Source organism: Variovorax sp. (assembly GCF_965279555.1).
GTDB lineage: Bacteria > Pseudomonadota > Gammaproteobacteria > Burkholderiales > Burkholderiaceae_C > Variovorax.
On sequence record NZ_OZ257247.1, the window covers coordinates 82604 to 106441 of the forward strand.

Sequence of the window (23838 nt, forward strand, 5' to 3'; positions counted from 1 at the left end):
ATGCCGCCCGCTACCGATGCCGAAGGCGACGGCAGCCTGAAACCCCTGCCACGGGCGCTGGCGGTGCCGCCGGGCGCCGCGGCGCGCTCGAGCGTGCCCTCGGTGCGCTATGACCTGGCGGTGTCCGGCACGGGCGAACTGACGCCGGACGACGGCGTGCCCGGCGACGACGGCCCGCGCGAGATCTTCGAGCGCGGCGGCGCTTCCTGGTACGGCATCCAGTTCCACCAGCGCAAGACAGCCAGCGGCGAACGCTTCGACATGACCGCCATGACGGCGGCCCACAAGACACTGCCCTTCAACACGCGCGTGTGCGTGCGCAGCCTCGTCAACGGCAGCGAGGTGCTGGTGCGCATCAACGACCGCGGCCCCTATGCGATGGGCCGCGTGATCGACCTGAGCCGCGCCGCGGCCGACCGCATCGGCCTGACCGGCCTGGGCATCAAGCAGGTGGCACTGACCGTGGTGGACCACGACGGCATGCGCTGCGGCGGCTTGCCGGTGGAGCCGGGCGACGCGCAGGCTCCCGTGGCGTCGGCCGAGCCGCAGCAGCGTGCCAAGGTGCAGGTACCGGCGCGGCGCAAGGTGATCGTGCCGCAGCGCCGTCGCAAGTAACGGGAAGGGGCTAGCCGCCCGATTCGAGCGAGAAGGTGGCGTTGCGGTCCTGCCCCAGGCGTTGCGCCAGTTGCGGCAGCGCTTCGGCGAGCAGCGGCTTCAGCGTGTAGGGCGGATTGATCAGGAACATGCCGCTGGCCGGCAGGCCCGGGCGCTGCGTTTCGCCCGATGCGGCGTCTTTCGTGATCTTGCTCGACTTGACCGTCAGCGTGGCGTGCAGCCACGACTTTCCGGCCTTGGTCGCCATCGTCTTCAGGCGACGCGGCAGGTCGTGCGCCTCGGGGCGCGGAATGATCGGATACCAGATCGCGTAGGTGCCCGTGGCAAAGCGCTTGAGCGCCTCGGCCGCGAAGTCGAGCACACGGCCGTAGTCCGTCTTCATTTCATAGCTCGGGTCCATCAGCACCAGCGCGCGGCGCGAGGGCGGCGGCAGGAACTTGGTGGCGCTTCCGAAGCCGTCTTCGAGCAGCACGGCGATCTGGCGGCCGGCTTCGAGCTGCGCGATGTTGGCGCTCAGCGTTCGGGAGTCGGTGGGGTGCAGTTCGAACAGCTTGAGCTTGTCGTGGTCGCGCAGCAGGTGCTGGATGATGAAAGGCGAGCCCGGGTAGACGCGCGCGCCGCCCTTGGGGTTGAAGTCGTTGATCACGCCGAGGTAGCGGGCGATGGCATCTGCCAGCGGGGCTTCGGCGTCGGGTGCCGCCTTCTTTGCGGCGGACTTCGCCGCGGGGGCGGGTGCTGCTGCTGCTGCTGCGGGCGCGGCGGGCTCGTTCTTGCCGGAAAGAAGGCGCAGGATGCCTTCGGCCGCTTCGCCGCTGGTGCCGGCGTAGTCGCCGTCCAGGCGGTAGAGGCCGGCGCCGGCGTGGGTGTCGACGACCGTGAGGGCTGCGTCTTTTTCGAGCAGGTGGTCGAGCGTGGCAATCAGCACCGTGTGCTTGAGCACGTCGGCGTGGTTGCCGGCATGGAAGGCGTGGCGGTAACTGAACATGGGAATGGGCCTGAAAAAAGTGGATGGACGACGCTAGACTCTCGCGCCGAAACATCGATTTACAAAAAAGAGGGCGTCGCGGATGCGAGGAGCTGGATGGCGATTTTGGGGCCTGTGCGTCTGCACGGGTGTTCTGTCTATTCTGACGGGCTGCGCGTCGGTGACGCACGGCACCACGCAGAACGTGAAAATCGAGACCATGACGGCGGCGGGCAAGGTGGTCGACGGCGCGAAATGCCTGGTCACCAACGACCGCAACGACTCGGTGATGCGCTCCGGCGACACGGTGCCGATCAGGCGCTCGAGCGCCAATCTCAACATCGAATGCAGCCAGCCCGGCTTCGCACCGGCCAACGGACAGGCCGTGTCGCGCGCCAACGTGGGCATGGCGGGGAACATCCTGATCGGCGGCTTGATCGGCGCGGCGGTCGATGCCGGCACGGCGGCGGGCTACAACTATCCGAGCTGGATCCAGCTGATTTTCGGCGAAGTGCGAAGCATCGACCGCAGCGCCCAGACGGGCGAAGGGCCGACGGCCGGCATCCGGATCGGCACGACGGAGATGGCCGCGGCACCGCCCGCAGCGCCCAAGGCCGTGGCAGTGAAGCCGCCCGAGGAGGCACGTCCGGCGCCCCCGGTGCCTGCGCCGGAGCCGCCGCCTGTCAAGGTGGTGGCGCCTGCCGCTCCGGTGGCCCCGCCGCCGAGCCAGGCCCTGGCGCCGCCTGCGCCCCAGCCCAAGGCCGGAACACGGGTTTCGATGGACGACCTGAGCGGCTTGCTGCCGACCAAGCCGTGAGCGGGCCGGTGAAGGCCCTGCCGCTGCGCGCGGCATCCGCGTTCCTGGGCCTGGCCCTGGCGGCGGGCGCGGCCGCCGCGCTGGAGCCGGAGGTGCTTTTCAGCAAGGTGTCGAGCAGCGTCTGGGCGGTTCGCACCTTCGACGCGCAGGAGCGGCCCCTGCGCGCGGGCAGCGCGGTGGTGATCGCGCCCGGGCGCCTCGTCACCAACTGCCATGTGCTGGCCAAGGCGAGCAGCTTCGTCATCAAGCAGGACAACGTCACCTACGGGGCGACGCTGGAGTTTCCGGACCCGGTGCGCGACCTGTGCCAGATCAAGGTGGCCAATTTCACGGTGCCGCCGGTGGCGCTGGCGCCTGCGGGCAGCGCGCGCGTGGGACAGCGGGTGTACGCCATCGGCAACCCGCGCGGGCTGGAGAACACGCTCAGCGAGGGCATCCTGTCGGGCCTGCGCGGTGGTGGCGGCGGTGGCGAACCGGAAGCGCGGCTGTTGCAGACCACCGCGGCCATCTCGCCCGGCTCGAGCGGCGGCGGCCTCTTCGACAGCGAAGGGCGCCTGCTCGGCATCACCACCTTTGCCGCGCGCGACGGCGGCAGCCTCAATTTCGCGATGCCGGTCGAGTTTCTGGCGGAATTGCCGGGGCGAGCGAAGGCGATGCTGGAGGCCCGGGCCAGGGAGCCCGCCGGGTCTTCGCTCCGAAGGGTGCCTGGCGTCGAAGTGCCGTTGAACGAGCCGCTGCGCCCCGGAGACGCCCTCGAGTACGTGCGGATCGACAAGCTCACGGGTAACCGGTCGCCGGTGATCTATCGCCTGGACAAGGTCAACGGCGACGAGCTGTCTTTCAACATGGGAGGGCGCGTCGAGAAGCTCGGCGGCGAAGTGGTGTCGGTCGCTTCACCGGCTGGCGGCATGTTCGATACCTCGTCGCCCCCCGGGGGCTGGGTCCGGAAAGACATGCAGCCCGGCATGCGCTGGCACCTCGACTACATCGCCGCAAGCGGGGACAGGCTGCGGCATGAACTGGATGCAACGGTCGGCGGCGAGCGTCCGTTCCGGGTGGCGGGCGTGGAGCTCAACGTGCTGCGCATCGGGTACGAAGGGTGGATCTATGCCTCCTATGGCACGGGCGCCTCCCTCGTCGGCACGCGTTTCGTGGGCTCCGCGCTCTACAGTCCTGAACTGGGGCGCATCGTCAGGTTCGAAGGCGAACATCGGCGCGGCAATTCCAGCGCAACCAGCGAGGCCCTGGAGCTGGTCCGCATCCAGCGCTGAAACCGGCCCAAACCCCGGAAATTGGCCATTTCGCCGTTTCTTCATATAATCGCGGGCTTCGCAGCGTTTTTGCAGCCCCGCGGCGAAGTTTCAAATCCCACCTAAGAGATTCCCGTCAGAGGAACGCCGACCGTGGAAAAGGGCTCGCCAAACCCTCTTTTCAAGAGAAAAACTCATGACCAAAACGTTCAGCGCCAAGCCCGCTGACGTGACGCACGAGTGGTTTGTGATTGACGCGACCGACAAGGTCCTCGGACGAGTAGCCAGCGAAGTTGCTCTCCGTTTGCGCGGCAAACACAAGGCCATTTACACGCCTCACGTCGATACCGGTGACTTCATCGTCATCATCAACGCCGCGCAACTGCGCGTCACCGGCGCCAAGTCGATCGACAAGGTGTACTACCGTCACTCGGGCTACCCGGGCGGTATCACGGCGACGAACTTCCGCGACATGCAGAACAAGCATCCGGGCCGCGCCCTGGAAAAGGCTGTCAAGGGCATGCTGCCCAAGGGCCCGCTCGGTTACGCAATGATCAAGAAACTCAAGGTGTACGGTGGCGCTGAGCACCCGCATACCGCCCAACAGCCCAAAGTGCTGGAACTGTAAGGAGCCTTGAGAATGATTGGTGAATGGAACAATGGCACCGGCCGTCGCAAATCCAGCGTCGCCCGTGTGTTTCTGAAAAAGGGCACCGGCAAGATCACGGTCAACGGCAAGGACATCCAAGCGTTCTTCGGCCGCGAAACCTCGATCATGATCGCGAAGCAACCCCTCGTGCTGACCAACAACCTCGAAGCTTTCGACGTGATGGTCAACGTGAACGGCGGCGGCGAATCGGGTCAAGCTGGCGCCACGCGCCACGGCATCACCCGTGCCCTGATCGACTACGACGCGAGCCTGAAGCCCGTCCTGAGCCAAGCCGGCTTCGTGACGCGCGATGCACGTGAAGTCGAGCGTAAGAAGGTCGGTCTGCACTCCGCCCGTCGTCGCAAGCAGTTCAGCAAGCGCTGATCCTGTTCGCTTCGAACAAAAAGCCGCCTCCGGGCGGCTTTTTCGTTGCGACGCCTTGGCGCATTGCCGTCCGACCCCACTTGCGTAGGGGTGCACGCCACAGTCCGCCTGCCGAAAATGCGGCATTGCAGTAGCATTCGTTCCATTGGCCGCCTGTTCGGCCCCCCAGGAGTTATCACCCCATGAGCGCCGTAGCCGAAAACATCCAGACCCAGATGCCCGAGCCGATCGTCTTCACCGACAGTGCGGCAGCCAAGGTGGCCGACCTGATCGCCGAAGAAGGCAACCCCGACCTGAAGCTGCGCGTGTTCGTGCAAGGTGGCGGTTGCTCCGGCTTCCAGTACGGCTTCACCTTCGACGAGATCACCAACGAAGACGACACCACCATGACCAAGAACGGTGTGTCCCTGCTGATCGACGCCATGAGCTACCAGTACCTGGTCGGCGCCGAGATCGACTACAAGGAAGACCTGCAAGGCGCCCAGTTCGTGATCAAGAACCCGAACGCCACCAGCACCTGCGGCTGCGGATCGAGCTTCTCGGCCTGATGCCCGGATGCCGCTGACCAAGCCCTCCCCAAAAAGCCGCCTCCGGGCGGCTTTTTCGTTCCTGCTTCTTTTTCCTCGTACCCATGACTTCAGAGGCTGAAACCGCCGTCCAACCCGTTCGCAAGAGCCTGCTGTGGCTCGTCGCCGTCGGCTTCTTCATGCAGACGCTCGATGCCACCATCATCAACACGGCGCTGCCGGCAATGGCGGCCAGCCTCGGCGAGAGCCCGCTGCGCATGCAGTCGGTGGTGGTGGCCTATGCGCTGACCATGGCGATGCTGATCCCGGCCTCGGGCTGGATCGCCGACCGCTTCGGCACGCGGCGAATCTTCTTCTCGGCCATCGTGCTGTTCGCGCTCGGCTCGGTGCTTTGCGCGCTGTCGCACAGCCTGGGGCAGCTGGTGGCGGCGCGCGTGGTGCAGGGGCTCGGCGGGGCGCTGCTGCTGCCCGTGGGGCGGCTGTCGCTGCTGCGCACGGTGCCGCGCGGGGAGTTCCTCCAGGCGATGAGTTTCGTGGCCATCCCGGGGCTCATAGGGCCCTTGCTGGGCCCCACGCTGGGCGGGTGGCTGGTGCAGTACGCCTCCTGGCACTGGATTTTCCTGATCAACGTGCCCGTGGGGCTGGCCGGCTGCATCGCCACGCTCAAGTACATGCCCGACCTTCGCGGCGTGGTGCAGAAGCGCTTCGACAGCGTCGGCTACGCGCTGCTGGCCTTCGGCATGGTGGCGATTTCGCTTTCGCTCGACGGCGTGGGACTGCGCCAGGGTGGCGTGATGGTCGTGCTGATCTTCGGCTTTGCCAGCATCGCCGCTTACTGGCTGCGCGCCTCGCGCACGCCCGAGCCGCTGTTCGCGCCCTCGCTCTTCCATGTGCCGACGCTCAGCATCGGGCTGATCGGCAATCTGTTCTCGCGGCTCGGCAGCAGTTGCATGCCCTTCCTGGTGCCGCTGCTGCTGCAGGTGTCGATGGGCTATTCGCCGGTGCGCGCCGGGCTGATGATGCTGCCGATCGCGCTGGCCGGCATGGCCATGAAGCGCTTCGCCACGCCGCTGATCACGCGCCACGGTTACCGCCGGGTGCTGGTGGTCAACACCGCCCTCGTGGGCTGCACCATGGCCAGCTTCGGCCTCACGGCACCGGGCCAGCCGATGGTGCTGCACGTTCTGCAGCTGCTGGCTTTCGGCGCGGTCAATTCGCTTCAGTTCACCGCCATGAACACCATCACGCTGAAGGATCTGGACGGCAGCATGGCCAGCAGCGGCAACAGCCTGCTGTCGATGGTGCAGATGCTGGCCATGAGCATGGGCGTGGCCGCCGCCGGGGCGGTGCTGGCTGGCTACAACGGCATCTTCGGCACCGAGACGGCCGCCCACACGCTGGATGCCTTCCAGGCGACGTTCGCGACCATGGGGCTGATCACCGTGGCGTCCGCCCTGATCTTCTGGCACCTGCCGGCGGAGGTGCGCGCGGTGCATCCCGCTCAGCCGGAGGTGTCCGGCCAGGGCTGACGGACGCCCGGTGTCAGGCGGGGTAGGCGGGATAGATAGCGCCCAGCACCCGCGCCCCGCGCGCGCCGGTCACGCTGGCAAGGTTCCCGGGCTCGCGCCGAACAGTGGCACGGGCCAGCCAGGCAAAGGCCGCGGCCTCGACCTGCTGGGGCGGCAGGCCGTGTTCGGTCGACGCTTCCACGCTGACGCCGGGCAGCAGCGCACGCAAGCGGCCCAGCAGGTGGCCGTTCAGCGCGCCGCCGCCACAGACGATCAGCAACCTGGCGTCCTTTCCATGGCTGCGCAGGTCGGCCGCGCAGGCGCTCGCGGTCAGCTCGGCCAGCGTCGCCTGCACGTCGGCTGGCGGCACGGCCGTGGTGCCTAGTTGCGCGGCCAGCCAGTCCGGATTGAACAGGTCGCGCCCCGTGCTCTTGGGCGGCGCCTTGCCGAAGTAGGGATCGGCCAGCAGTTGCGCGAGCAGGCCGGGCAGCACCTGCCCGCTGGCGGCCCACTGTCCGTCGCGGTCGAAGGGCTGGCCTTGGTGCGCCTGGCACCAATGGTCCATCAGCCCGTTGCCGGGGCCGCAGTCGAAGCCGAGCACGATCGCGCCTTCGGGTGCATCGGCGGGCGGCAGCAGGCTCAGGTTCGAGATGCCGCCGACGTTCAGCACCGCGACAGGCTCGCCGGCACGGGCGAACAGCGCGCGGTGAAAGGCCGGCACCAGAGGCGCGCCCTGGCCGCCGGCAGCCAGGTCGCGGCTGCGGAAGTCGCCGACCACGTCGATGCCCGTCAGCTCGGCCAGCAGCGAGGGGTTGTTGATCTGGAGCGTGTAGCCGACCTCGTCGAACTCCAGCGGCCGGTGGCGCACCGTCTGCCCGTGCGCGCCGATGGCGGTGACGGCGCTGGCGTTTGTGCCACTGTCCGCCAGCAGTTGCCGGACCACGCCGGCATAGGCTCTTGCAAGCCCGTTGCCGGCCAGTGCCGCGCGATGCAGTTCGTTGTCGCCGGGAGTATTGAGTGCGAGCAACTCGGCGCGCAGTGCCACGGGGAAGCCGGCCGTGGCGTAGGACCGCACCGCGATGCGGCCGCCGGAAAGATCGGCGAGCACGCCGTCGACGCCGTCGAGCGATGTGCCCGACATCAGGCCGATGAAGAGTTCGGCGGCCATCCTGTAGTCAGGTCAAGAAAGAAGGGCAGCCGCGCGTGCTCAGTCCGCGCTGGCCTGGATGACGGAGAAGGCTGCCGCCAGTTCGGTGCGGGCACCGCTGGCGATGCGTTCGAAGGCCGGGCGCATGGCCGCGGTGATCGGTGCGCCGCCTTCCTGCGCGATGGACGTCGGGTTCTGGTAGACCCCGCCCACGCGGAATTCGAAGTGCAGGTGCGGGCCGGTGGCCCAGCCGGTCATGCCCACGGCGCCGATCGTCTGGCCCTGGCTCACGCTCTGGCCGGCCTTGACGTCGACGCGGCTCAGGTGGGCGTACGCCGTCTGCTGGTTGTTGCGGTGATTGATGATGACGATGTTGCCGTAGCCGTTCTGCGTGCCCGCGAAATCGACCGTGCCGTCGCCGACCGTGCGCACCGAGGTGCCCGTGGGCGCCGCGTAGTCGATGCCGTTGTGCTGGCGCCAGCTGTTCAGGATCGGGTGCATGCGCATCGCGAAGCCGCTGGACACGCGCGAGAACTCGACCGGCGTCGCCAGGTAGGCCTTGCGCAGGCTGTCGCCGTTCGGGCGGTAGTAGCTGCCCTTCTGGCCCGCGCCCGGGGGCTGGAACCACACGGCCTGGTGGATCTTGCCGTTGTTCTCGAACTCGGCCGAGAGCACGCGGCCGCTGCGCAGCGCCTGGCCATCGGCTTCCAGGGTCTCGTAGACCACGGCGAAGCGGTCGCCCTTGCGCAGGTTTCGCACGTCGACGTCGCCCGCGAAGATGTCGGCCAGTTGGCTTGCCACCGCGTCGGGAATGCGCGAGTCGTCGGTGGCGGCGAACAGCGAGGTGCGGATGGTGCCGCTCGCCAGGCGCGTGCCTGCGGTGAGGGCGTCGCGCTCGGTCACGCCGGCAAAGCCGGTTGGCGTGCGTTCGATGACGTAGCGCTTGAAGCCGCCGTCGCCGTCCGGAATCCAGCGGGCGCTGAGCTTCTTGAGCTGGTTTTCCTGCGTGGCCTCGGCCGTCACGGTGCGGCCGGCGCGCGAGAACAGCGCGTTGCGGGCCTCGACGCTGCCGCGCACGAAGGCGGTGGCGGCGGGGTCGGAAATGCCCAGGCGCTTCAGCAGCGCCTCGGCCGTGTCGCTCGAGCGGGTGACGTCGGTGCGGAACAGCGTGAAGCTGAAGCTTTCCAGTGCTTCGCTCTGGTCGGCCACGGAAACAGGTGCCGTGGCTTCCAGGATCTGGCGCACGGGGAGGTCGGATGCATCCGGGCCGAGCGATGCCACCGCGAGGGTGCCGGCGCTCAGCAAGGCAGCCGCGATGACTGCGGTGATCTGCTTGGGGTACGTCCGGAATGTGTAAGCCACGCGGGAAGCAAGGAGCTCCTCGGCGGCAAGAATGCCGTTGATCAAACTTGAATTCCAGCTCAGGTTCTGCAAATCCGTGCTGCAAGGCCCAGTACGTTCAGGGCGGCAGGAGACGGTGCGGAAAAAAGCGCCGCTTAGAATTCGGCGCTTGAAAAGTCGGGCTGAGTATAGCTTCGGCACCCCAAAAGTCAGCCAAAAAAGCCCGTAAAGGCCGAATCTGTTACATCCATGAGCCTCTCAAATAGTGTAGGACGCGCGCTCGAAATCTCCCTCCGGGGCGCTGACGAACTGCTGCCGCAGGACGAATGGGTGCGCAAGCTGCAGCGCTCCGAAGCCACCGGGACGCCGCTGCGCATCAAGCTGGGCCTGGACCCGACCGCGCCGGACATCCACATCGGCCACACGGTGGTGCTCAACAAGATGCGCCAGCTGCAAGACCTGGGCCACCGGGTGATCTTCCTGATCGGCGACTTCACCAGCACCATCGGCGACCCCTCCGGCCGCAACAACACCCGCCCGCCGCTCACCCGCGAGCAGATCGAGGCCAACGCCCAGACTTATTACAAGCAGGCCAGCCTGGTGCTGGACCCCGAGAAGACCGAGATTCGCTACAACTCCGAGTGGAGCGACCCGCTGGGCGCCCGCGGAATGATCCAGCTGGCCGCCAAGTACACGGTCGCCCGCATGATGGAGCGCGACGACTTCAACAAGCGCTTCAAGGCCGGCCAGTCGATTTCGGTACATGAATTCCTCTACCCGCTGATGCAGGGCTACGACTCGGTCGCGCTCAGGAGCGACCTCGAACTGGGCGGCACCGACCAGAAGTTCAACCTGCTCGTCGGCCGCCACCTCCAGCAGGAATACGGCCAGGAGCCGCAGTGCATACTGACTATGCCGCTGCTGGAAGGCCTCGACGGCGTCGAGAAGATGTCGAAGAGCAAGAACAACTACATCGGCATCAGCGAGGACGCCAACACCATGTTCGCCAAGGTGCTGTCGATTTCCGACGACCTGATGTGGCGCTGGTACACGCTGCTGAGCTTCCAGTCGCTCGAGCAGATCGCGGCGCTGAAGGCCGAGATCGAAGGCGGCCGCAATCCCAAGGACGCCAAGGTTGCGCTGGCCAAGGAAATCACCGCGCGCTTCCACAGCGTGGCGGCGGCCGAGGCGGCCGAGCAGGATTTCATCAACCGCAGCAAGGGCGGCGTGCCGGACGAGATTCCCGAAGTGGCATTGAGCGGCGCCCCGCTGGGCATCGCCCAGGTGCTCAAGCAGGCCAACCTGGCGCCGTCGACTTCGGAGGGCAACCGCCTGATCGACGGCGGCGGCGTGCGGATCGACTCCGCCGTGGTCAGCGACAAGGCGCTGAAGCTGCCCGCGGGCAGCTACGTGGTGCAGGTCGGCAAGCGCAAGTTCGCGCGCGTGACGCTGAGCTGACCGGCCCTAGCGGACTTCGATGGTGACGCGCCGGTTGCGCGGCTCGTCCACGTCGTCCGCGGTCTGCACCGCCAGTTCGCGCTCGCCGCGCCCGACAGCCTCGATGCGGCTCGACGGGAACTGGCGCTCCACCAGCAGCTGAACCACTTCCTGCGCGCGCCGGCGCGAGAGTTCGTCGTTCTGCTCGATCGTGCCCTTGGTGTCGGTGTGGCCGGTGACGACGACGTCGCTGCCGCTGCGCGCCTGCGCTTCGGCCAGCGCCTCCGACAAGGTCAGCTGCGAGGACGCCGTGAGCGTGGTGCCGCCGAGTTCGAAGTACACCGTGTAGCGCTTCGGCGGCGGCGGGCGCATGTCGAACAGCTGCCTGTTTTCCGCCTGCACCTTGGCAGCGTCGGCCTGGTCGACGACCGGGGCGCCGCTGGCGCCCACCGCTGCGGTGGCGCGCTGGTAGGGCTTGGACAGGACTTCTTCACCGTCCTTGACGCGCACAACCACGGCTGAAGGCTTGCCGTCGTCCTGCGGCAGCAGCACCACGCGTGTGCCGGGGGTCGAACATGCGACGAGCGACAGCGCCGTCAGCGCGGCCATGCCGAGACCGAGGGTGGGGAGAAATGCAAAACGGTTTTTCATGGCCGGCCGTCTGCTTGAACGATGAAATCGGTGCCACGGATGCCGATGGTGGCGGTCTGGGTCTCGACCCGCACTGCGTCGGGGTTGGTCTTGCCGATCAGGCCAGTGATCATGCGCATCGAGCCGCGCAGCAGCGACAGCAGCATGCCGCCTTCGTGCGTGGTGCCGTCGAAATGGAATTCCTTCAGGTCGAGCCGTGAAGCGGGGCCGACCACCAGCGTGGTGTCGTCGCGCATCACCACGGAGGCCGAGGAATCGGGCCCGGTGACGATGCGGTCCACCGCGCCCAGCGCATCGCCTGGCTTGGCGTTGCGAACGGCACCGCCCGCATCGAGCAGTTGAACGCTGCCGCGCACGGACTTCACGAAGCCCGCCTTCGGTTCGGCGGCGGGCGTCTGGGCCATCGCGGCCGAGCCCACAATGGCGAGGACGCACAAGGCGATCACGATTTTTTTCATCATCCTGACTTTTCTGCGAGAGATTGTTTCGCAATGGTCACAAATATTAAGGCGAAGGCGTTACATATGGTCACGAGGCCGAAAATTCAGGCGGATCTTGCGGCCTATTACCGCTTTTCACGTGGCAATTGGTCCAAATTCACCGCCGATCCCGCATGACGCTGACCCCCAAGACCCTGCTTCGCCTCTCCGTCGCGGTCGCCCTTATCACCATCGTGCTCAAGGGGACGGCCGGCTACATCACCAATTCGATGGGCCTGATCTCGGATGCGATGGAGTCCTTCGTCAACCTTGCGAGCGCCATGTTCGCGCTGGCCATGGTGACCATCGCCGAGCGTCCGGCCGACGACGAGCATCCCTACGGCCACCACAAGGCCGAGTACTTCTCCTCCGGCTTCGAGGGCATCCTGATCGTCGGCGCGGCCATCGCGATCCTCTGGGTGTCGGTGCAGCGGCTGCTGTCTCCGCAGCCGCTGGAGCAGGTGGGCTGGGGCCTGGCGCTGTCGGTCGTGAGCTCGGGCTTCAACGCCGCGCTGGCCGTGATGCTGTTCCGGGCGGCTCGCGAACGTCGCTCCATCGCCCTGGAGGCCGACGGCCGCCACCTGATGACCGACGTCTGGACCTCGGCCGCGGTGGTGATCGGCATCGTCGGCGTGCAGCTCAGCGGCTGGCTCTGGCTCGACCCGGTGCTGGCCATCGGCGTGGCGCTCAACATCGTGCGCGAGGGCGCGAAGCTGGTGTGGCGCTCGTCCCAGGGGCTCATGGACCGGGCGCTCGATCCCGAGACGCTCGCCACCGTGCGCGCCACGCTCGACGCCTTCGCCGCCCGCATGCCCGAAGGCACCCCGCTGCGCTTCGACGACATGGTGACGCGCAGCGCCGGCCAGCGCCGCTTTGCCGACCTCCACATGCACGTGCCCGGCGACTGGACGCTGCAGCACGCCGCCGGCATGCGCGACCAGCTCGAGCAGTCCCTGATGGACGCCGTGCCGGGCCTGCGCGTCACCATCCAGCTCCTGCCCCTGACCATGGAAGCCCGCGCCACCCAGGCCGGCGAACATCACCCCCCATGAAAGCCGTTCTCCAGCGTGTCGCCCATGCACGCGTCGACATTTCGGGCCGAACCGTCGGCGCCATCGATTCCGGCCTGCTCGTGCTGCTGTGCGCCGAGCGCGGCGACGTCGATGCGCTGGCCGACCGCATGCTCGCCAAGATCCTCAAGCTGCGCATCTTTGCCGACGAGGCCGGCAAGATGAACCGCAGCGTGCAGGACATCGGCGGCGGCCTGCTGGTGGTGAGCCAGTTCACGCTGGCGGCCGACGCGAGCGGCGGCAACCGTCCCAGCTTCACCCAGGCGGCCCCGCCCGACGAGGGGCGCCGGCTCTACGAATACTTCGTGGCGCAGGCCCGTGCCGCGCACCCGGTGGTGGCCACCGGCGAATTCGGCGCGGACATGCAGGTGCACCTGCTGAACGACGGGCCGGTGACGATCCCGCTGCAGATGACGGCGTAGCGCCTGCTATCCAACTACTTGCCGTACGGGCTGCGGATGCCCAGGCCAGCGAGGATCTCGATCTCGCAGGCCTCCATCTCGTCGGCGTCGGCCTCGCTGGTCTCGTGGTCCCAGCCCTGCGCATGCAGGGTGCCGTGCACCAGCAGGTGCGCATAGTGGTCGGCCAGGGTCTTGCGGTTTTCCCTGGCCTCGCGCGCCACAACCGGCGCGCACAGCACCAGGTCGGCCATCACCAGCGGGCTTTGCGCATAGTCGAAGGTCAGCACGTTGGTGGCGTAGTCCTTGCCGCGGAATTCGCGGTTCAGGCGCTGGCCCTCCTCGGCATCGACGATGCGCACGGTGATCTCGCCGTCGATGTCGAGCGCATGGCGGATCCAGCGCGTCACGCTGTGGCGCGGCAATGCGGCGCGATGCCGCTCCACGCCCTTGAAGCGGCCGAACTGCAGCGACAGGGAAAGTGCGGGGAGCGCCATCTCAGTGCGCTCCCGCGCGCTTGCGCTGGCCGTCGTAGGCGTCGACGATCTTCGCCACCAGCGGGTGGCGCACCACGTCGGCGCTGGTGAAGTGCGTCATGGCGATGCCGTTGACCCGCTTGAGCACGCGTTCGGCGTCGATCAGGCCGCTGAGCTGCTGCTTGGGCAGGTCGATCTGGCTCACGTCGCCCGTGACCACCGCGCGGGCGCCGAAGCCGATGCGCGTGAGGAACATCTTCATCTGCTCGGGCGTGGTGTTCTGCGCCTCGTCGAGGATCACGAAGGCGTTGTTCAGCGTGCGCCCGCGCATGAAGGCCAGCGGCGCAATCTCCAGCGCGTTGCGCTCGAAGGCCTTCTGCACCTTCTCGTAGCCCATCAGGTCGTAGAGCGCGTCGTACAGCGGGCGCAGGTAGGGGTCGACCTTCTGCGTCAGGTCGCCGGGCAGGAAGCCGAGCCGCTCGCCCGCTTCCACGGCCGGGCGCGTCAGCACGATGCGCTGCACCGCCGCGCGCTCCAGCGCGTCGACCGCGCAGGCCACCGCGAGATAGGTCTTGCCGGTGCCCGCCGGGCCGATGCCGAAGGTGATGTCGTGCTTGGCGATGTTGTCCAGGTACACCGCCTGGGTGGGCGTGCGCGCGCGCAGGTCGGTGCGGCGGGTGACGAGCATCGCGATGTCGTCGTCGCCCTCGAGCATCGAGCCGTCGCCGGCCAGCGTGAGCTGCACCACGGCCGCGTCGATCGGCCGCTGGGCGATTTCGTACAGCGCCTGCAGCACGTCCATGGCGCGCTGGGCGCCGGCCTTGGGGCCGTCGACCTTGAACTGCTCGTGGCGGTGCGCGATCTTCACGCCCAGCGCTTCCTCGATGCGGCGCAGGTGCGCGTCCAGAGGTCCGCACAGGTGGCCGAGGCGCGAATTGTTCAGTGGGGTAAAGGTGTGTCGCAGAATCACGCCGGACATTTCAAGGAAAAAGGGCACCCATGATAGGCAAACTCACCGGCATCCTTGCCGAACGCAATCCGCCGCAGGTGGTGGTGGACTGCAACGGCGTCGGCTACGAGGTCGATGTGCCGATGAGCACGTTCTACAACCTGCCGAACGTCGGCGCGAAGGTGTCGCTGCTCACGCACTTCGTCGTGCGCGAGGACGCGCAGATTCTCTACGGCTTCGGTACCGCCGAGGAGCGTGCGGCTTTTCGCCAGCTCATCAAGATCACCGGCGTGGGGCCGCGCACCGCGCTGGGCCTGCTCTCGGGCATGAGCGTGGGCGAGCTGGCGCAGGCGATCACCACCCAGGAGCTGGGCCGGCTCGTGAAGATCCCGGGCATCGGCAAGAAGACCGCCGAGCGGCTTCTGCTGGAGCTCAAGGGCAAGCTGGGCGCCGACATCGGCCTGCCTGCTCATGCGGCCTCCGATGCGCAGGCCGACATCCTGCAGGCGCTGATCGCGCTGGGCTACAGCGACAAGGAAGCCGCGCTCGCGCTCAAGGCGCTGCCGAAGGACGCGACGGTGAGCGAGGGCATAAAGCTCGCGCTGAAGTCGCTGGCCAAGTGAGCCTGCGCGGCGCCTGGTCACGCGTCCAGGCGCTGCGCCAGGAGTCGGTCCGCAGCGACGAACTGCTGATGCGCGCAGCCCATGCCGGCTGCGTGCCGATCCTGCTGGCCTACGGCTGCGCGGGCCTCGTGTACGGCAACCTGCCGATGTTCACGCCGATCGGCTTCGTCGACATGCCGGGCGCCTGCGCCTGGCTGACGGCCGCGATGGCCTTTGCGCTGGCGATCTTCGCCGTCGACTGGCTGGTGCGCGGCGAACTGGCGGTGGCGCCGCCGCCGGTCACGGTGGTGAAGCAGGTCTGGCGGCCGGGAACATTTCCGTTGCCCATTCTGCCGTCGCATGCCGTTGCGCAGCCGCGCTCATCGCCATTGCGCATCGGCTGCCTGAGCGTCGCGGCCGTGGCCTGCGCCTGCGCGCTGGTGGGGCGCGTCACCCTCGCGCTGGGCTGGCAGGCCTTTGCGCGCCCCGGCGGCCTGGCGCCGCAGGCGGAGTGGCCGCTCTACCCGCTGCAATGGGTCTGGCCATGGCTGCTTCCGTTGGCGCGCGACCGCTTCGTGCTGGGGCTGATCGGTGTCGGCGTGGCGTTGTTCGTGGCGGCGCAGTTGATGTCGTGGCGCAAGGTGCGCGGCGCGTGGTTTGCGCTGCTGACCATCCTGCCGTTGTTGCTGACGCTCAACTTCCTCGGTTCGGCAGGCTTCGACTTCGCCGCCGCACGGGGGCTTGGCGGCTTGAATGAGCCCGAACTGGCGAGCGCGCTCGCGCAGCAGCCCGGACGCTACAACGTCTTCACCTTCCTGAGCCTCTGGATCGCCATCGGCTTCGGCACCGTCGGCCTGATCGTGGGCTTCTGGTTCGGCCGGTCACGGTCCATGGACGACGTCTGACCGCTCGTTGGTGAAGTTCGGTTTCAGGGGTGGATCTTCTCGCCCTTGGCCAGCATCTCGACGAACTGCGCGATGCGGCGCGCGCGGGTCTCGGGTTTCTTCGCACCCTGGATGCGGAACAGCACGGCGAAGCGGTTGCGCGCATCCAGCGCGGCGAAGAACTTCGCGGCCTTCTTGTTCGCATCGAGTGCGGCCTGCAGGTCGGGCGGCACGGTGGCCGTGCTCGAGGCTTCGTAGGCCGCGTCCCATCGCCCGTCGGCCTTTGCGCGCTCGATCTCGGCCAGCCCGGCGGGCTGCATGCGGCCTTCGTCGATGAGCTTCAGCACCTTGGCGCGGTTGATCTGCGACCAGATGCTGCGCCTGGTGCGCGGCGTGAAGCGCTGCAGAAAGTATTGCGCGTCGTCGCTCTTGCGCTGGCCGTCGATCCAGCCCCAGCACAGCGCCTCTTCGAGCGCGGCGGGGTGGTCGATGGAGGCGATGCCGCTGTCCTTCTTCGCGATGCGCAGCCACACGCCGGCGGCGGTGGCGTGGTGGCGCCTGAGCCAGCGCGTCCACGACTCGGCGTTGGTGCACTCCACCGGCGTGTCGTGCGCCACGCGCTCTGTCGCCACCGCCTGCTTGTTCGTGCTCATGGCACCCACCAGTAGCGCAGCGCGTGGAAGTAGATGGGTGCCGCGAAGATCACCGAGTCCAGCCGGTCGAGCATGCCGCCGTGGCCCTCGATCATCGAGCCCCAGTCTTTCACGCCGCGGTCGCGCTTGATGGCCGACATCACCAGCCCGCCGAAGAAGCCCATGAGGCAGATGGTGAGCGCCATCAGCGCAGCCTGCCACGGATTGAAGGGCGTGGCCCAGTAGAGCGCCGCGCCCAGCGCGGTGGCGCTCGCCACGCCGCCGATCAGGCCTTCCCAGGTCTTGGAAGGCGACAGCTCGGGCGCCACCTTGCGCTTGCCGAAGAGCTTGCCCCACACGTACTGCAGCACGTCGCTGCCCTGCACCACGATCACCAGGAAGGCGATCAGCAGCAGGTTGCGGCCCTCGAAGCCGGGGATCTGCAGCGTCAGCAGCGCGGGCACGTGGCTGATGCAGAACACGCACACCATCAGGCCCCACTGGATCTTCGAGGTGCGCTCCAGGAAGCGCTGCGTGTCGCCACCCACCGCCGCAAGAATGGGCAGCAGCAGGAAGGCATAGACCGGGATGTAGATCGCGTAGAGCCCGTACCAGTCGATCCAGATCAGGAAGTACTGCCCCGGCAACGCAAGGTAGAAGGCCAGCGCGATCGCGCCGTGGTCGCCGCGGCGGGTGTAGGCCAGGCTGATGAACTCGCGCAGCGCATAGAAGGAGATCAGGTAGAACAGCACGATCACGCCGCCCTTGCCGAAGGCAAAGGCAATGCCGATCACCGCCACCATCACCCACCACGCGTTGACCCGCGCGTTGAGGTTGTCGATCACCGAGTTGGGCTGGCCGTGCGCCACGCGCCACTTGAGCAATGCGCCGATGGCCGAGGCCAGAATCAGCACGCCGGCGACGCCGCCGAACAGCTCCAGCGTGGTCTGGGTGGAAGCGGAGATGTTCATGGCGTGGTCGTCTTTGTTTTTTCTTGTTCGGGCTCGCGGTCGTATTCGGGGCGCATGTCGAGCATGGCGGCGCGCGCCCGTGCCAGGAACGGCACCTTGTCCTCGCCTTCGGCCAGCGTGATCGGCGTGCCAAAGCGCACCGTGCAGGCCAGCGGAATCGGCAGCAGCACGCCCTTGGGCAGCACGCGCTTGAGGTTCTCGATCCACACCGGCACCAGCCGCACGTTGGGGCAGGCGCGCGCCAGGTGAAAGAGGCCGCTCTTGAGCGGCAGCAGGATGTCGTCGCCGGTGTTGCGAGTGCCCTCGGGGAACATGATGAGCGAGTCGCCGCCTTCCAGCGCCTCCTTCATCTGGTCGACCGGATTGCCGCCCTGGCCCGAGCCGTCGCGCCGGATCATGAGCGCGTTGAACACGTCCTTGCCGATGAAGTTGCGCAGCTTGGAGGCTTCCCAGTAGTCCTGGCCCGCCACCGGCCGCGTGAGGGCGCGCAGGTCGGGCGGCAGCGTGGCCCAAAGCAGCACGAAGTCGCCGTGGCTCGTGTGGTTGGCGAAGTACAGCGTCTGCTCGGCCTTGGGGCTGGTGCCCGACCAGATGGCGCGCACGCCGGTCAGCAGCCCGGCCGCGCCGATGATGAGCTTGCCCGCCACCACGGCGAGCCCGCGCCGCAGCACCGTGCTTTCGGTCGGCGGCTTGTCGTTCTTGTTGTTGTCTGCTTCGGTCAAGAGATGTCCTGTGTCATCAAGGCAAGGAGGAACATGGCGCTCTGGCAGGCCACCACGATGGCATGGCGCTGCATGAGCTGGCGGGTGCCGGCCGCGCGGTCGTCGAGCGGCCGGGTGGTGCGTGGCTGTTGTTGCTGCTGTTGCTGCGTCTCGCGCAGGCCGAGGGCCGACAGTGCGCTGTCGAGCGCATCGAGCGACGCGATGCGGCCTTTCGAAAGCCCGTCGAACAGCGCTTCGTCGAAGCGCAGCCGGAATGAAAAGTAGCGCTCCAGTGCACCGAGGATCACGACGGCGCCGAGGCTCATGGTGGCGGTGGTCGAGAGCGAGCGCAGCGTCAGCGCGAGCACCAGCGCCGCGATGCATGTCAGCGCGAAGCCCCACAAGGCCAGCACGGCAGCAGCGCGCAGCAGTCCGGCCAGCGTGGCGCAGGTGGCGCGGTCGTTGTCATTCATGGGTGCGCTCCTCCGCCGCAGGGTTCAGGGCCTCCAGCGATACGCGCCAAGCCTGCCGCAGCACGATCTGCGGCCGTGCGCGGCGCACCGCGTCTTCGGCCTGCGCGACGCCGCCGGCCGCGCCGTAGCGGTCCAGCCAGGCGATCACCGCGGCGGCGCTGCGCGAGAAGCCGAGCGCGCAACACACCCACACCGGCGCGCCATCGGCAACGCGGCGCTGACCTTCGATGACCGCCGCCGCGCGCTGCAGCCGCACCGGCGGCGGCACCGTCAGGTCGAGCAGGGGCACGCAGCGCGCATGCGGCACGCCGGGCGGCAACTGCAGCTCGGCGCACAGGCTCACCAGCCGGGGCTGGCCGGCCGCGAGCCATTCGGCGTGCGTCGGCCGGCGGCCCAGCCGCAGGCCGGGCACCACCTCGACCGAAGCCGGCAGCTTGCGCGTCCAGAGCCAGGCGTTGATGGCGGCGCCCAGGCGATAGGGCGCGAACAGCCAGCGCGCGGCCCAGCCCATGCGGCCCTGCCCGTCCATCTGGAAACCGCGCGCGCCGAAGCCGATGTAGTCGAGCGCGACCAGCGCGAGCGCTGCGGCCGGCCACGCCAGCCACAGCGCAATGGCCAAGACAGCGCCGCCGTACAGCGCAGCCGCAAGGAACAGCGCCGCGCCCCCTGCATAGAAACCCGCCAGCTTCCATCGCTGCGGGTCGCGGGTGACGCGCCACGCGCGCGGCATCGACGCCACGCGCTCCAGCGGCCATAGCCACACGCAGAACAGCCCGAGCAGCGCGCCGGTCGGAATGTCGATGAAGTGGTGCTGCCACGTCGTGAGCACCGACGCGCAGATGGCGAAGGCCCACACATGCAGCACCAGCCGCGCCCACAGGGGACGGATGAACTGCCGGTACCAGTCCCACAGGATCACCGCCAGCGCGATGTGCAGCGACGGCGCCTGGTTGAACGGCTGGTCGAAGCCGCGCAGCGCGTTGAACAGGAAGGCAGGCGCCCCGTCGACCGGCGGCTGCCCGAAGCTGAAGTGCAGCGGCCAGAGGATGAAGCAGGTGCAGGCCACCAGCGTGGCCGTCACCAGCCGCAGCGCATGCCGGTCGAGCGTGTGCTTGCTGCGCGCGAGGAACAGCGAGAGCGCGTAGAAGACGTTGATCGTCCAGTACGGAAAGATCGTCCACGGCCAGAACGGTATTTGCCGCTCCCAGTCGAAAGCCATCGACGGCACGTTGGCCCGCGTGGTCGCCCACCAGTTGGCGAAGCCGTAGGTCGCATAGAACAACGGCCCGAGGAACACCAGCCATGCGGCGGCGCGCTTCCAGGGCCGTCGTGCCAGCCGGGCGCTCATCGCTCGGTGCGCACCGCCAGCGACACCGTGAAGATGCCCCACTCGTCGACCCGCTGGTCGATCTTGCGGAAGCCCGCTTCTTCCACCAGCTGGTCCATCTCGTACTGGGTGCGGCGGCGCATCACCCAGGCCTCGCCCTGGCGGTGGCTGGTGAGGGCGCGCGCGATCATCTCGAGCTGCGGATGCCAGGGCTGGCCGGTGTAGACCAGGTAGCCGCGGTCTTCCACCGCGTCGCCGACGCCCGCGAGCGAGCGGCGCACCATCTCGTTGTCGGGGAACAGCTCGTACAGGCCCGACACCACCGCCAGCGTGGGCCGGGGCGTCACGCTCGCGAGGCTCATGCGGTCGAAGGCGTCGGCCTGCACGAATTGCGCGACGTCTTCCAGCCCCTTCTCGGCGATGAGCGCGCGGCCTTCGCGCACGTTGATGTCGCTGTAGTCGCGCAGCAGGATCGAGCTGGCCTTGACGGGGCTGGCGAGCACCGCGTCGAGCACGTAGCGGCCGTGGCCGGCGGCGATGTCCATCACGCGCACCTCGCGGTGCATTTCGGCCAGCCGCTCCATCGCGATGCGCAGCAGCTCCTCGACGTGGATCTTGCGCTGGCGGATGCCGCGCCAGCCGATCGATTCAAGGTAGGTCTTGTCGATCGAGCGGCCGATGAACGAGCCGCCCCTGGGCTGGTTGCGGTACACGTAGTCGAGCGTGCTGCCGGAGTCGAAGCCGGTGTCGTGGCCCAGCTTGATGCCTTCGGACATCTTGCCGCCCAGCTTCAGCCCGGCGCGGGTCATGGCCCAGTAGGCGCCGCGCGGCGACAGGGGCGACAGCGGCTCGGCCAGCGCGCGCGACTCGTCGGCCGTGTCGCCGCTCAGGTGCGCCTCGCGTCGGTCGACCGGCACGGCCGGCTCGTCGAAGCGCTGCAGGATGAATTCGCGGATCTGTGCCACCGCCGGCGCACGGTCTTTCTCGCCCAGCGTGTCGTGGAAGAAGCCCGGCAGTTCGGTCTTGGTCTTCACCGCGCTGCCCAGCCGCTCGAAGAACTGGTGCTGCGGCTTGTGGTGCACCACCCAGTCGGCGCCCGAGATGAGCAGCTGCACCGGCAGCGTGATCGCATTGGCATCGGCCACCACGCGGTCGGCCGCCTCGTACAGGCCGAGCAGGATGTTGACCGCGATGGGCCGGCTGATGAGCGGGTCGTTCTCGTAGCTGGCGATGCGCGCGGGGTCGTGCGTGAGGAACTTGGCCTTCACGTAGCTGTTGACGAAGAACAGCCCGCGCAGCTTGTGCATCAGCGCCAGGCCGGGCCGCGCGAACGGCACATACAGCTTGACCTTGAAGGCCGGCGAGGCGAGCGTGAGGCCGCGCACCTTGGGTGCGTAGTCGTGCGCCCAGGTGGCGATCAGCACCGCGCCCACGCTCTGTGCGACCACGTGGATGTCGTGCTCGGGCACGCCGTGCGCGGTGCCGATGTGCTGCACGAAGGTCTGAACGTCGCGCACCGAGGTGCCGAAGCTGGGGCTGTAGCCGCGCTGGCCCGGCGAGCGGCCGTGGCCGCGCGCGTCCCAGGCGAAGAAGTCGAAGTCGGGCAGGTCCAGTTCGTCGACCAGGTGCGCCATGCGCGCGCCGTGCTCATGGCCTCGGTGGAACAGCAGGATGGCGCCGCGCCGTGCGCCGCTGGTGGCGGGCCAGTGGCGGTAGAACAGCGATTCGCCGTCGTGCGTCTGGAAATGGTGTTCGTGCGGAACGCGTTGCGTGATGTCGGTCATTGAATCCCTGTGTGTCTTGTTCTGTGTCAGTGGCTGGCGGCGGTGCCCGCCCCGGCCTCGGCCAGCGCGCGCCGGATGCGGTTGACGATGGTCCAGGCCACCAATGCCGCCAGCAGCGGCATCAGCCAGGCCGTCCAGCCCGGCAGCGGCCAGCCCAGCGCCACATAGAGGCCGAGCGCGCCGAACACGAAGGCCCGGTCGCTCTTGCCCAGCGGGCCGTCGTAGCGGCGCGAGGCGCCCACCGTGGGGCCGAGCGCCCCGGCGAATTCGCTCAGGCCGGCCAGCACGATCACAGTGCCGACCCAGAAGCCGCTGAAGGGCGTCACCAGCGCGAAGGGGAGGTACAGCGCGGCGTCGGAAACCACGTCGGTCAGTTCGTTGAGGAACGCGCCCAGCTTGCTCTGCTGGTTGTGCTCGCGTGCCAGCATGCCGTCGATGGCGTTGAAGGCCATGCGCAGGAACATCCACAGCGGAATGAGCGCGAAGGCCGCCGGCGAGGGCGCGGCGAAGAAGAGCCAGAGCCCGAGCACCACCGACACGACACATGCCGCCAGCGTGACCTGGTTGGCGGTGACGCCCATCGCATGCAGGCGGACCACCAGCGGCCGCAGCAGGGCCTGGAAACGCGGCTTCAGTTCGTAGATCGACACGTGCTGGCTTCCCCTCGTTTGTTATGTGGCCGGAGCATTCTGCCAGTGTGCAGGTACTAAACTCGTAGGCGAAAAACCCTCTCTCATGACTATCCAGACAGACGATTTCGCGCCCGCTCCCCAACGCGTGGTGTCCGCAGCCCCCGCATCGCCCAACGAAGAGGCGATAGAGCGGGCACTGCGCCCCAAGCTGCTGGACGAGTACGTCGGCCAGGCCAAGGTGCGCGAGCAGCTCGAGATCTTCATCGGCGCCGCGCGCAAGCGCAAAGAGGCGCTCGACCACGTGCTGCTGTTCGGCCCGCCCGGCCTGGGCAAGACCACGCTGTCGCACATCATCGCGGCCGAGCTGGGCGTCAACCTGCGCCAGACATCCGGCCCGGTGCTCGAGAAGCCCAAGGACCTGGCGGCGCTGCTGACCAACCTGGAGCCCAACGACGTGCTCTTCATCGACGAGATCCACCGGCTGAGCCCGGTCGTCGAAGAAATCCTGTACCCCGCGCTGGAGGACTACCAGATCGACATCATGATCGGCGAAGGCCCGGCGGCGCGCAGCATCAAGCTCGACCTGCAGCCCTTCACGCTGGTGGGTGCCACCACCCGCGCCGGCATGCTGACCAACCCGCTGCGCGACCGCTTCGGCATCGTGGCGCGGCTGGAGTTCTATACCCCCGAGGAGCTGGCGCTGATCGTGCACCGCAGTGCCGGCCTGCTCAAGGTGGAGACCGACACCGCCGGCGGCTTCGAGATCGCCCGCCGCTCGCGCGGCACGCCCCGCATCGCCAACCGGCTGCTGCGCCGAGTGCGCGACTATGCCGAGGTCAAGGGCAACGGCCGCATCACCGAAGAAATCGCGCACAAGGCGCTGGCCATGCTCGACGTCGATCCGCAGGGCTTCGACCTGATGGACCGCAAGCTGCTCGAGGCCGTGATCCACCGCTTCGACGGCGGCCCGGTCGGCCTGGACAACGTCGCGGCCAGCATCGGCGAGGAGCGCGACACCATCGAGGACGTGATCGAGCCCTACCTCATCCAGCAGGGCTATCTGCAACGCACGCCGCGCGGGCGCATCGCCACGCTGGCGGCCTACCGCCACCTCGGCGTGGCGCCTCCCTCTGGCCGGGGCGACGTTCCCGACCTCTTCGGAGCCTGAGC

Annotated in this window: 27 protein-coding genes; 13 read left to right on the forward strand and 14 right to left on the reverse strand. The window is 68.1% G+C overall.

The window, feature by feature from the left end; translation table 11 throughout:
• Positions 1-615, forward strand: coding sequence for a septal ring lytic transglycosylase RlpA family protein (locus tag ACQY8B_RS00385; RefSeq protein WP_422089125.1), 615 nt, complete (start codon positions 1-3; stop codon positions 613-615).
• A gap of 10 nt (positions 616-625) precedes the next feature.
• On the opposite strand, the gene ACQY8B_RS00390 is transcribed toward ACQY8B_RS00385, so the two are convergent.
• Positions 626-1600 (reverse strand): 23S rRNA (adenine(2030)-N(6))-methyltransferase RlmJ, encoded by a 975-nt coding sequence (locus ACQY8B_RS00390; RefSeq protein ID WP_422084893.1) that lies wholly within the window; start codon positions 1598-1600, stop codon positions 626-628.
• A 160-nt stretch (positions 1601-1760) separates the two neighbouring features.
• On the opposite strand from ACQY8B_RS00390, the gene ACQY8B_RS00395 reads away from it, so the two are divergent.
• From ACQY8B_RS00395 to mdtD, 6 genes are all read left to right on the forward strand, one after another.
• Positions 1761-2396, forward strand: a complete 636-nt coding sequence (locus tag ACQY8B_RS00395) for a hypothetical protein (RefSeq protein ID WP_422084894.1) — start codon at positions 1761-1763, stop codon at positions 2394-2396.
• Positions 2393-3667, forward strand: coding sequence for a S1C family serine protease (locus ACQY8B_RS00400; protein WP_422084895.1), 1275 nt, complete (start codon positions 2393-2395; stop codon positions 3665-3667). The genes ACQY8B_RS00395 and ACQY8B_RS00400 overlap by 4 nt, the downstream gene beginning before the upstream one ends.
• A gap of 175 nt (positions 3668-3842) precedes the next feature.
• On the forward strand, positions 3843-4274 hold the full coding sequence (rplM, locus tag ACQY8B_RS00405) for a 50S ribosomal protein L13 (protein ID WP_007827946.1): 432 nt from the start codon (positions 3843-3845) through the stop codon (positions 4272-4274).
• A 12-nt stretch (positions 4275-4286) separates the two neighbouring features.
• Entirely contained in the window at positions 4287-4679 is a 393-nt protein-coding gene (rpsI, locus tag ACQY8B_RS00410) for a 30S ribosomal protein S9 (RefSeq protein WP_081269689.1), read from the forward strand.
• Positions 4680-4861: 182 nt separating this feature from the next.
• Entirely contained in the window at positions 4862-5227 is a 366-nt protein-coding gene (erpA, locus tag ACQY8B_RS00415) for an iron-sulfur cluster insertion protein ErpA (RefSeq protein WP_007827949.1), read from the forward strand.
• 83 nt (positions 5228-5310) lie between these two features.
• Positions 5311-6735, forward strand: a complete 1425-nt coding sequence (gene mdtD / locus ACQY8B_RS00420; RefSeq protein WP_422084896.1) for a multidrug transporter subunit MdtD — start codon at positions 5311-5313, stop codon at positions 6733-6735.
• 13 nt (positions 6736-6748) lie between these two features.
• On the opposite strand, the gene ACQY8B_RS00425 is transcribed toward mdtD, so the two are convergent.
• Positions 6749-7882, reverse strand: coding sequence for an anhydro-N-acetylmuramic acid kinase (locus ACQY8B_RS00425; protein WP_422084897.1), 1134 nt, complete (start codon positions 7880-7882; stop codon positions 6749-6751).
• 39 nt (positions 7883-7921) lie between these two features.
• Positions 7922-9268 carry a peptidoglycan DD-metalloendopeptidase family protein gene (locus ACQY8B_RS00430; RefSeq protein ID WP_422084898.1) on the reverse strand — a complete coding sequence of 449 codons (1347 nt, stop codon included), beginning with the start codon at positions 9266-9268 and terminating at the stop codon, positions 7922-7924.
• Between the two features lie 183 nt (positions 9269-9451).
• On the opposite strand from ACQY8B_RS00430, the gene tyrS reads away from it, so the two are divergent.
• Entirely contained in the window at positions 9452-10660 is a 1209-nt protein-coding gene (gene tyrS, locus ACQY8B_RS00435) for a tyrosine--tRNA ligase (RefSeq protein WP_422084899.1), read from the forward strand.
• A gap of 6 nt (positions 10661-10666) precedes the next feature.
• Here the strand turns inward: tyrS and ACQY8B_RS00440 are convergent, their stop codons facing one another.
• Positions 10667-11290 (reverse strand): OmpA family protein, encoded by a 624-nt coding sequence (locus tag ACQY8B_RS00440; RefSeq protein WP_422084900.1) that lies wholly within the window; start codon positions 11288-11290, stop codon positions 10667-10669.
• Positions 11287-11751, reverse strand: coding sequence for a FecR family protein (locus ACQY8B_RS00445; RefSeq protein ID WP_422084901.1), 465 nt, complete (start codon positions 11749-11751; stop codon positions 11287-11289). The genes ACQY8B_RS00440 and ACQY8B_RS00445 overlap by 4 nt, the downstream gene beginning before the upstream one ends.
• 152 nt (positions 11752-11903) lie before the next feature.
• Here ACQY8B_RS00445 and ACQY8B_RS00450 point away from each other — a divergent pair, with 152 nt between their 5' ends.
• Both ACQY8B_RS00450 and dtd read left to right on the forward strand, forming a co-directional pair.
• A complete protein-coding gene (locus tag ACQY8B_RS00450) occupies positions 11904-12821 on the forward strand; it encodes a cation diffusion facilitator family transporter (RefSeq protein ID WP_422084902.1) in 918 nt (305 codons plus the stop codon).
• Positions 12818-13261, forward strand: coding sequence for a D-aminoacyl-tRNA deacylase (dtd, locus tag ACQY8B_RS00455; protein ID WP_106936757.1), 444 nt, complete (start codon positions 12818-12820; stop codon positions 13259-13261). Before ACQY8B_RS00450 ends, dtd begins: the two co-directional genes overlap by 4 nt.
• A gap of 14 nt (positions 13262-13275) precedes the next feature.
• On the opposite strand, the gene ybeY is transcribed toward dtd, so the two are convergent.
• A complete protein-coding gene (gene ybeY / locus ACQY8B_RS00460) occupies positions 13276-13734 on the reverse strand; it encodes an rRNA maturation RNase YbeY (protein ID WP_422084903.1) in 459 nt (152 codons plus the stop codon).
• Position 13735: 1 nt separating this feature from the next.
• Entirely contained in the window at positions 13736-14692 is a 957-nt protein-coding gene (locus tag ACQY8B_RS00465; protein WP_422084904.1) for a PhoH family protein, read from the reverse strand.
• Between the two features lie 20 nt (positions 14693-14712).
• Here ACQY8B_RS00465 and ruvA point away from each other — a divergent pair, with 20 nt between their 5' ends.
• Positions 14713-15285: a Holliday junction branch migration protein RuvA gene (gene ruvA / locus ACQY8B_RS00470; protein ID WP_081269699.1), complete on the forward strand. Its 573-nt coding sequence runs from the start codon at positions 14713-14715 to the stop codon at positions 15283-15285.
• Entirely contained in the window at positions 15282-16169 is an 888-nt protein-coding gene (locus tag ACQY8B_RS00475; RefSeq protein ID WP_422084905.1) for a hypothetical protein, read from the forward strand. Before ruvA ends, ACQY8B_RS00475 begins: the two co-directional genes overlap by 4 nt.
• 23 nt (positions 16170-16192) lie before the next feature.
• Here ACQY8B_RS00475 and ACQY8B_RS00480 read toward each other — a convergent pair whose 3' ends face one another.
• Genes ACQY8B_RS00480 through ACQY8B_RS00510 form a run of 7 tightly spaced genes read right to left on the reverse strand, consistent with a single transcriptional unit; the run spans position 16193 to position 22686 of the window.
• Positions 16193-16801, reverse strand: a complete 609-nt coding sequence (locus tag ACQY8B_RS00480; protein ID WP_422084906.1) for a YdeI/OmpD-associated family protein — start codon at positions 16799-16801, stop codon at positions 16193-16195.
• On the reverse strand, positions 16798-17751 hold the full coding sequence (locus ACQY8B_RS00485; RefSeq protein ID WP_081269701.1) for a phosphatidate cytidylyltransferase: 954 nt from the start codon (positions 17749-17751) through the stop codon (positions 16798-16800). The genes ACQY8B_RS00480 and ACQY8B_RS00485 overlap by 4 nt, the downstream gene beginning before the upstream one ends.
• Positions 17748-18473 (reverse strand): lysophospholipid acyltransferase family protein, encoded by a 726-nt coding sequence (locus tag ACQY8B_RS00490; protein ID WP_422084907.1) that lies wholly within the window; start codon positions 18471-18473, stop codon positions 17748-17750. The genes ACQY8B_RS00485 and ACQY8B_RS00490 overlap by 4 nt, the downstream gene beginning before the upstream one ends.
• Positions 18470-18925 carry a hypothetical protein gene (locus ACQY8B_RS00495; RefSeq protein ID WP_422084908.1) on the reverse strand — a complete coding sequence of 152 codons (456 nt, stop codon included), beginning with the start codon at positions 18923-18925 and terminating at the stop codon, positions 18470-18472. Before ACQY8B_RS00495 ends, ACQY8B_RS00490 begins: the two co-directional genes overlap by 4 nt.
• Positions 18918-20273 (reverse strand): phosphatase PAP2/dual specificity phosphatase family protein, encoded by a 1356-nt coding sequence (locus tag ACQY8B_RS00500; RefSeq protein ID WP_422084909.1) that lies wholly within the window; start codon positions 20271-20273, stop codon positions 18918-18920. The genes ACQY8B_RS00495 and ACQY8B_RS00500 overlap by 8 nt, the downstream gene beginning before the upstream one ends.
• Positions 20270-22036, reverse strand: coding sequence for a bifunctional alpha/beta hydrolase/class I SAM-dependent methyltransferase (locus tag ACQY8B_RS00505; protein ID WP_422084910.1), 1767 nt, complete (start codon positions 22034-22036; stop codon positions 20270-20272). Before ACQY8B_RS00505 ends, ACQY8B_RS00500 begins: the two co-directional genes overlap by 4 nt.
• A gap of 26 nt (positions 22037-22062) precedes the next feature.
• Positions 22063-22686 carry a CDP-alcohol phosphatidyltransferase family protein gene (locus ACQY8B_RS00510; RefSeq protein WP_422084911.1) on the reverse strand — a complete coding sequence of 208 codons (624 nt, stop codon included), beginning with the start codon at positions 22684-22686 and terminating at the stop codon, positions 22063-22065.
• A gap of 85 nt (positions 22687-22771) precedes the next feature.
• Between ACQY8B_RS00510 and ruvB the strand changes: the two genes are divergently transcribed.
• Positions 22772-23836 carry a Holliday junction branch migration DNA helicase RuvB gene (gene ruvB / locus ACQY8B_RS00515; protein ID WP_422084912.1) on the forward strand — a complete coding sequence of 355 codons (1065 nt, stop codon included), beginning with the start codon at positions 22772-22774 and terminating at the stop codon, positions 23834-23836.
• Positions 23837-23838: the final 2 nt, after the last annotated feature.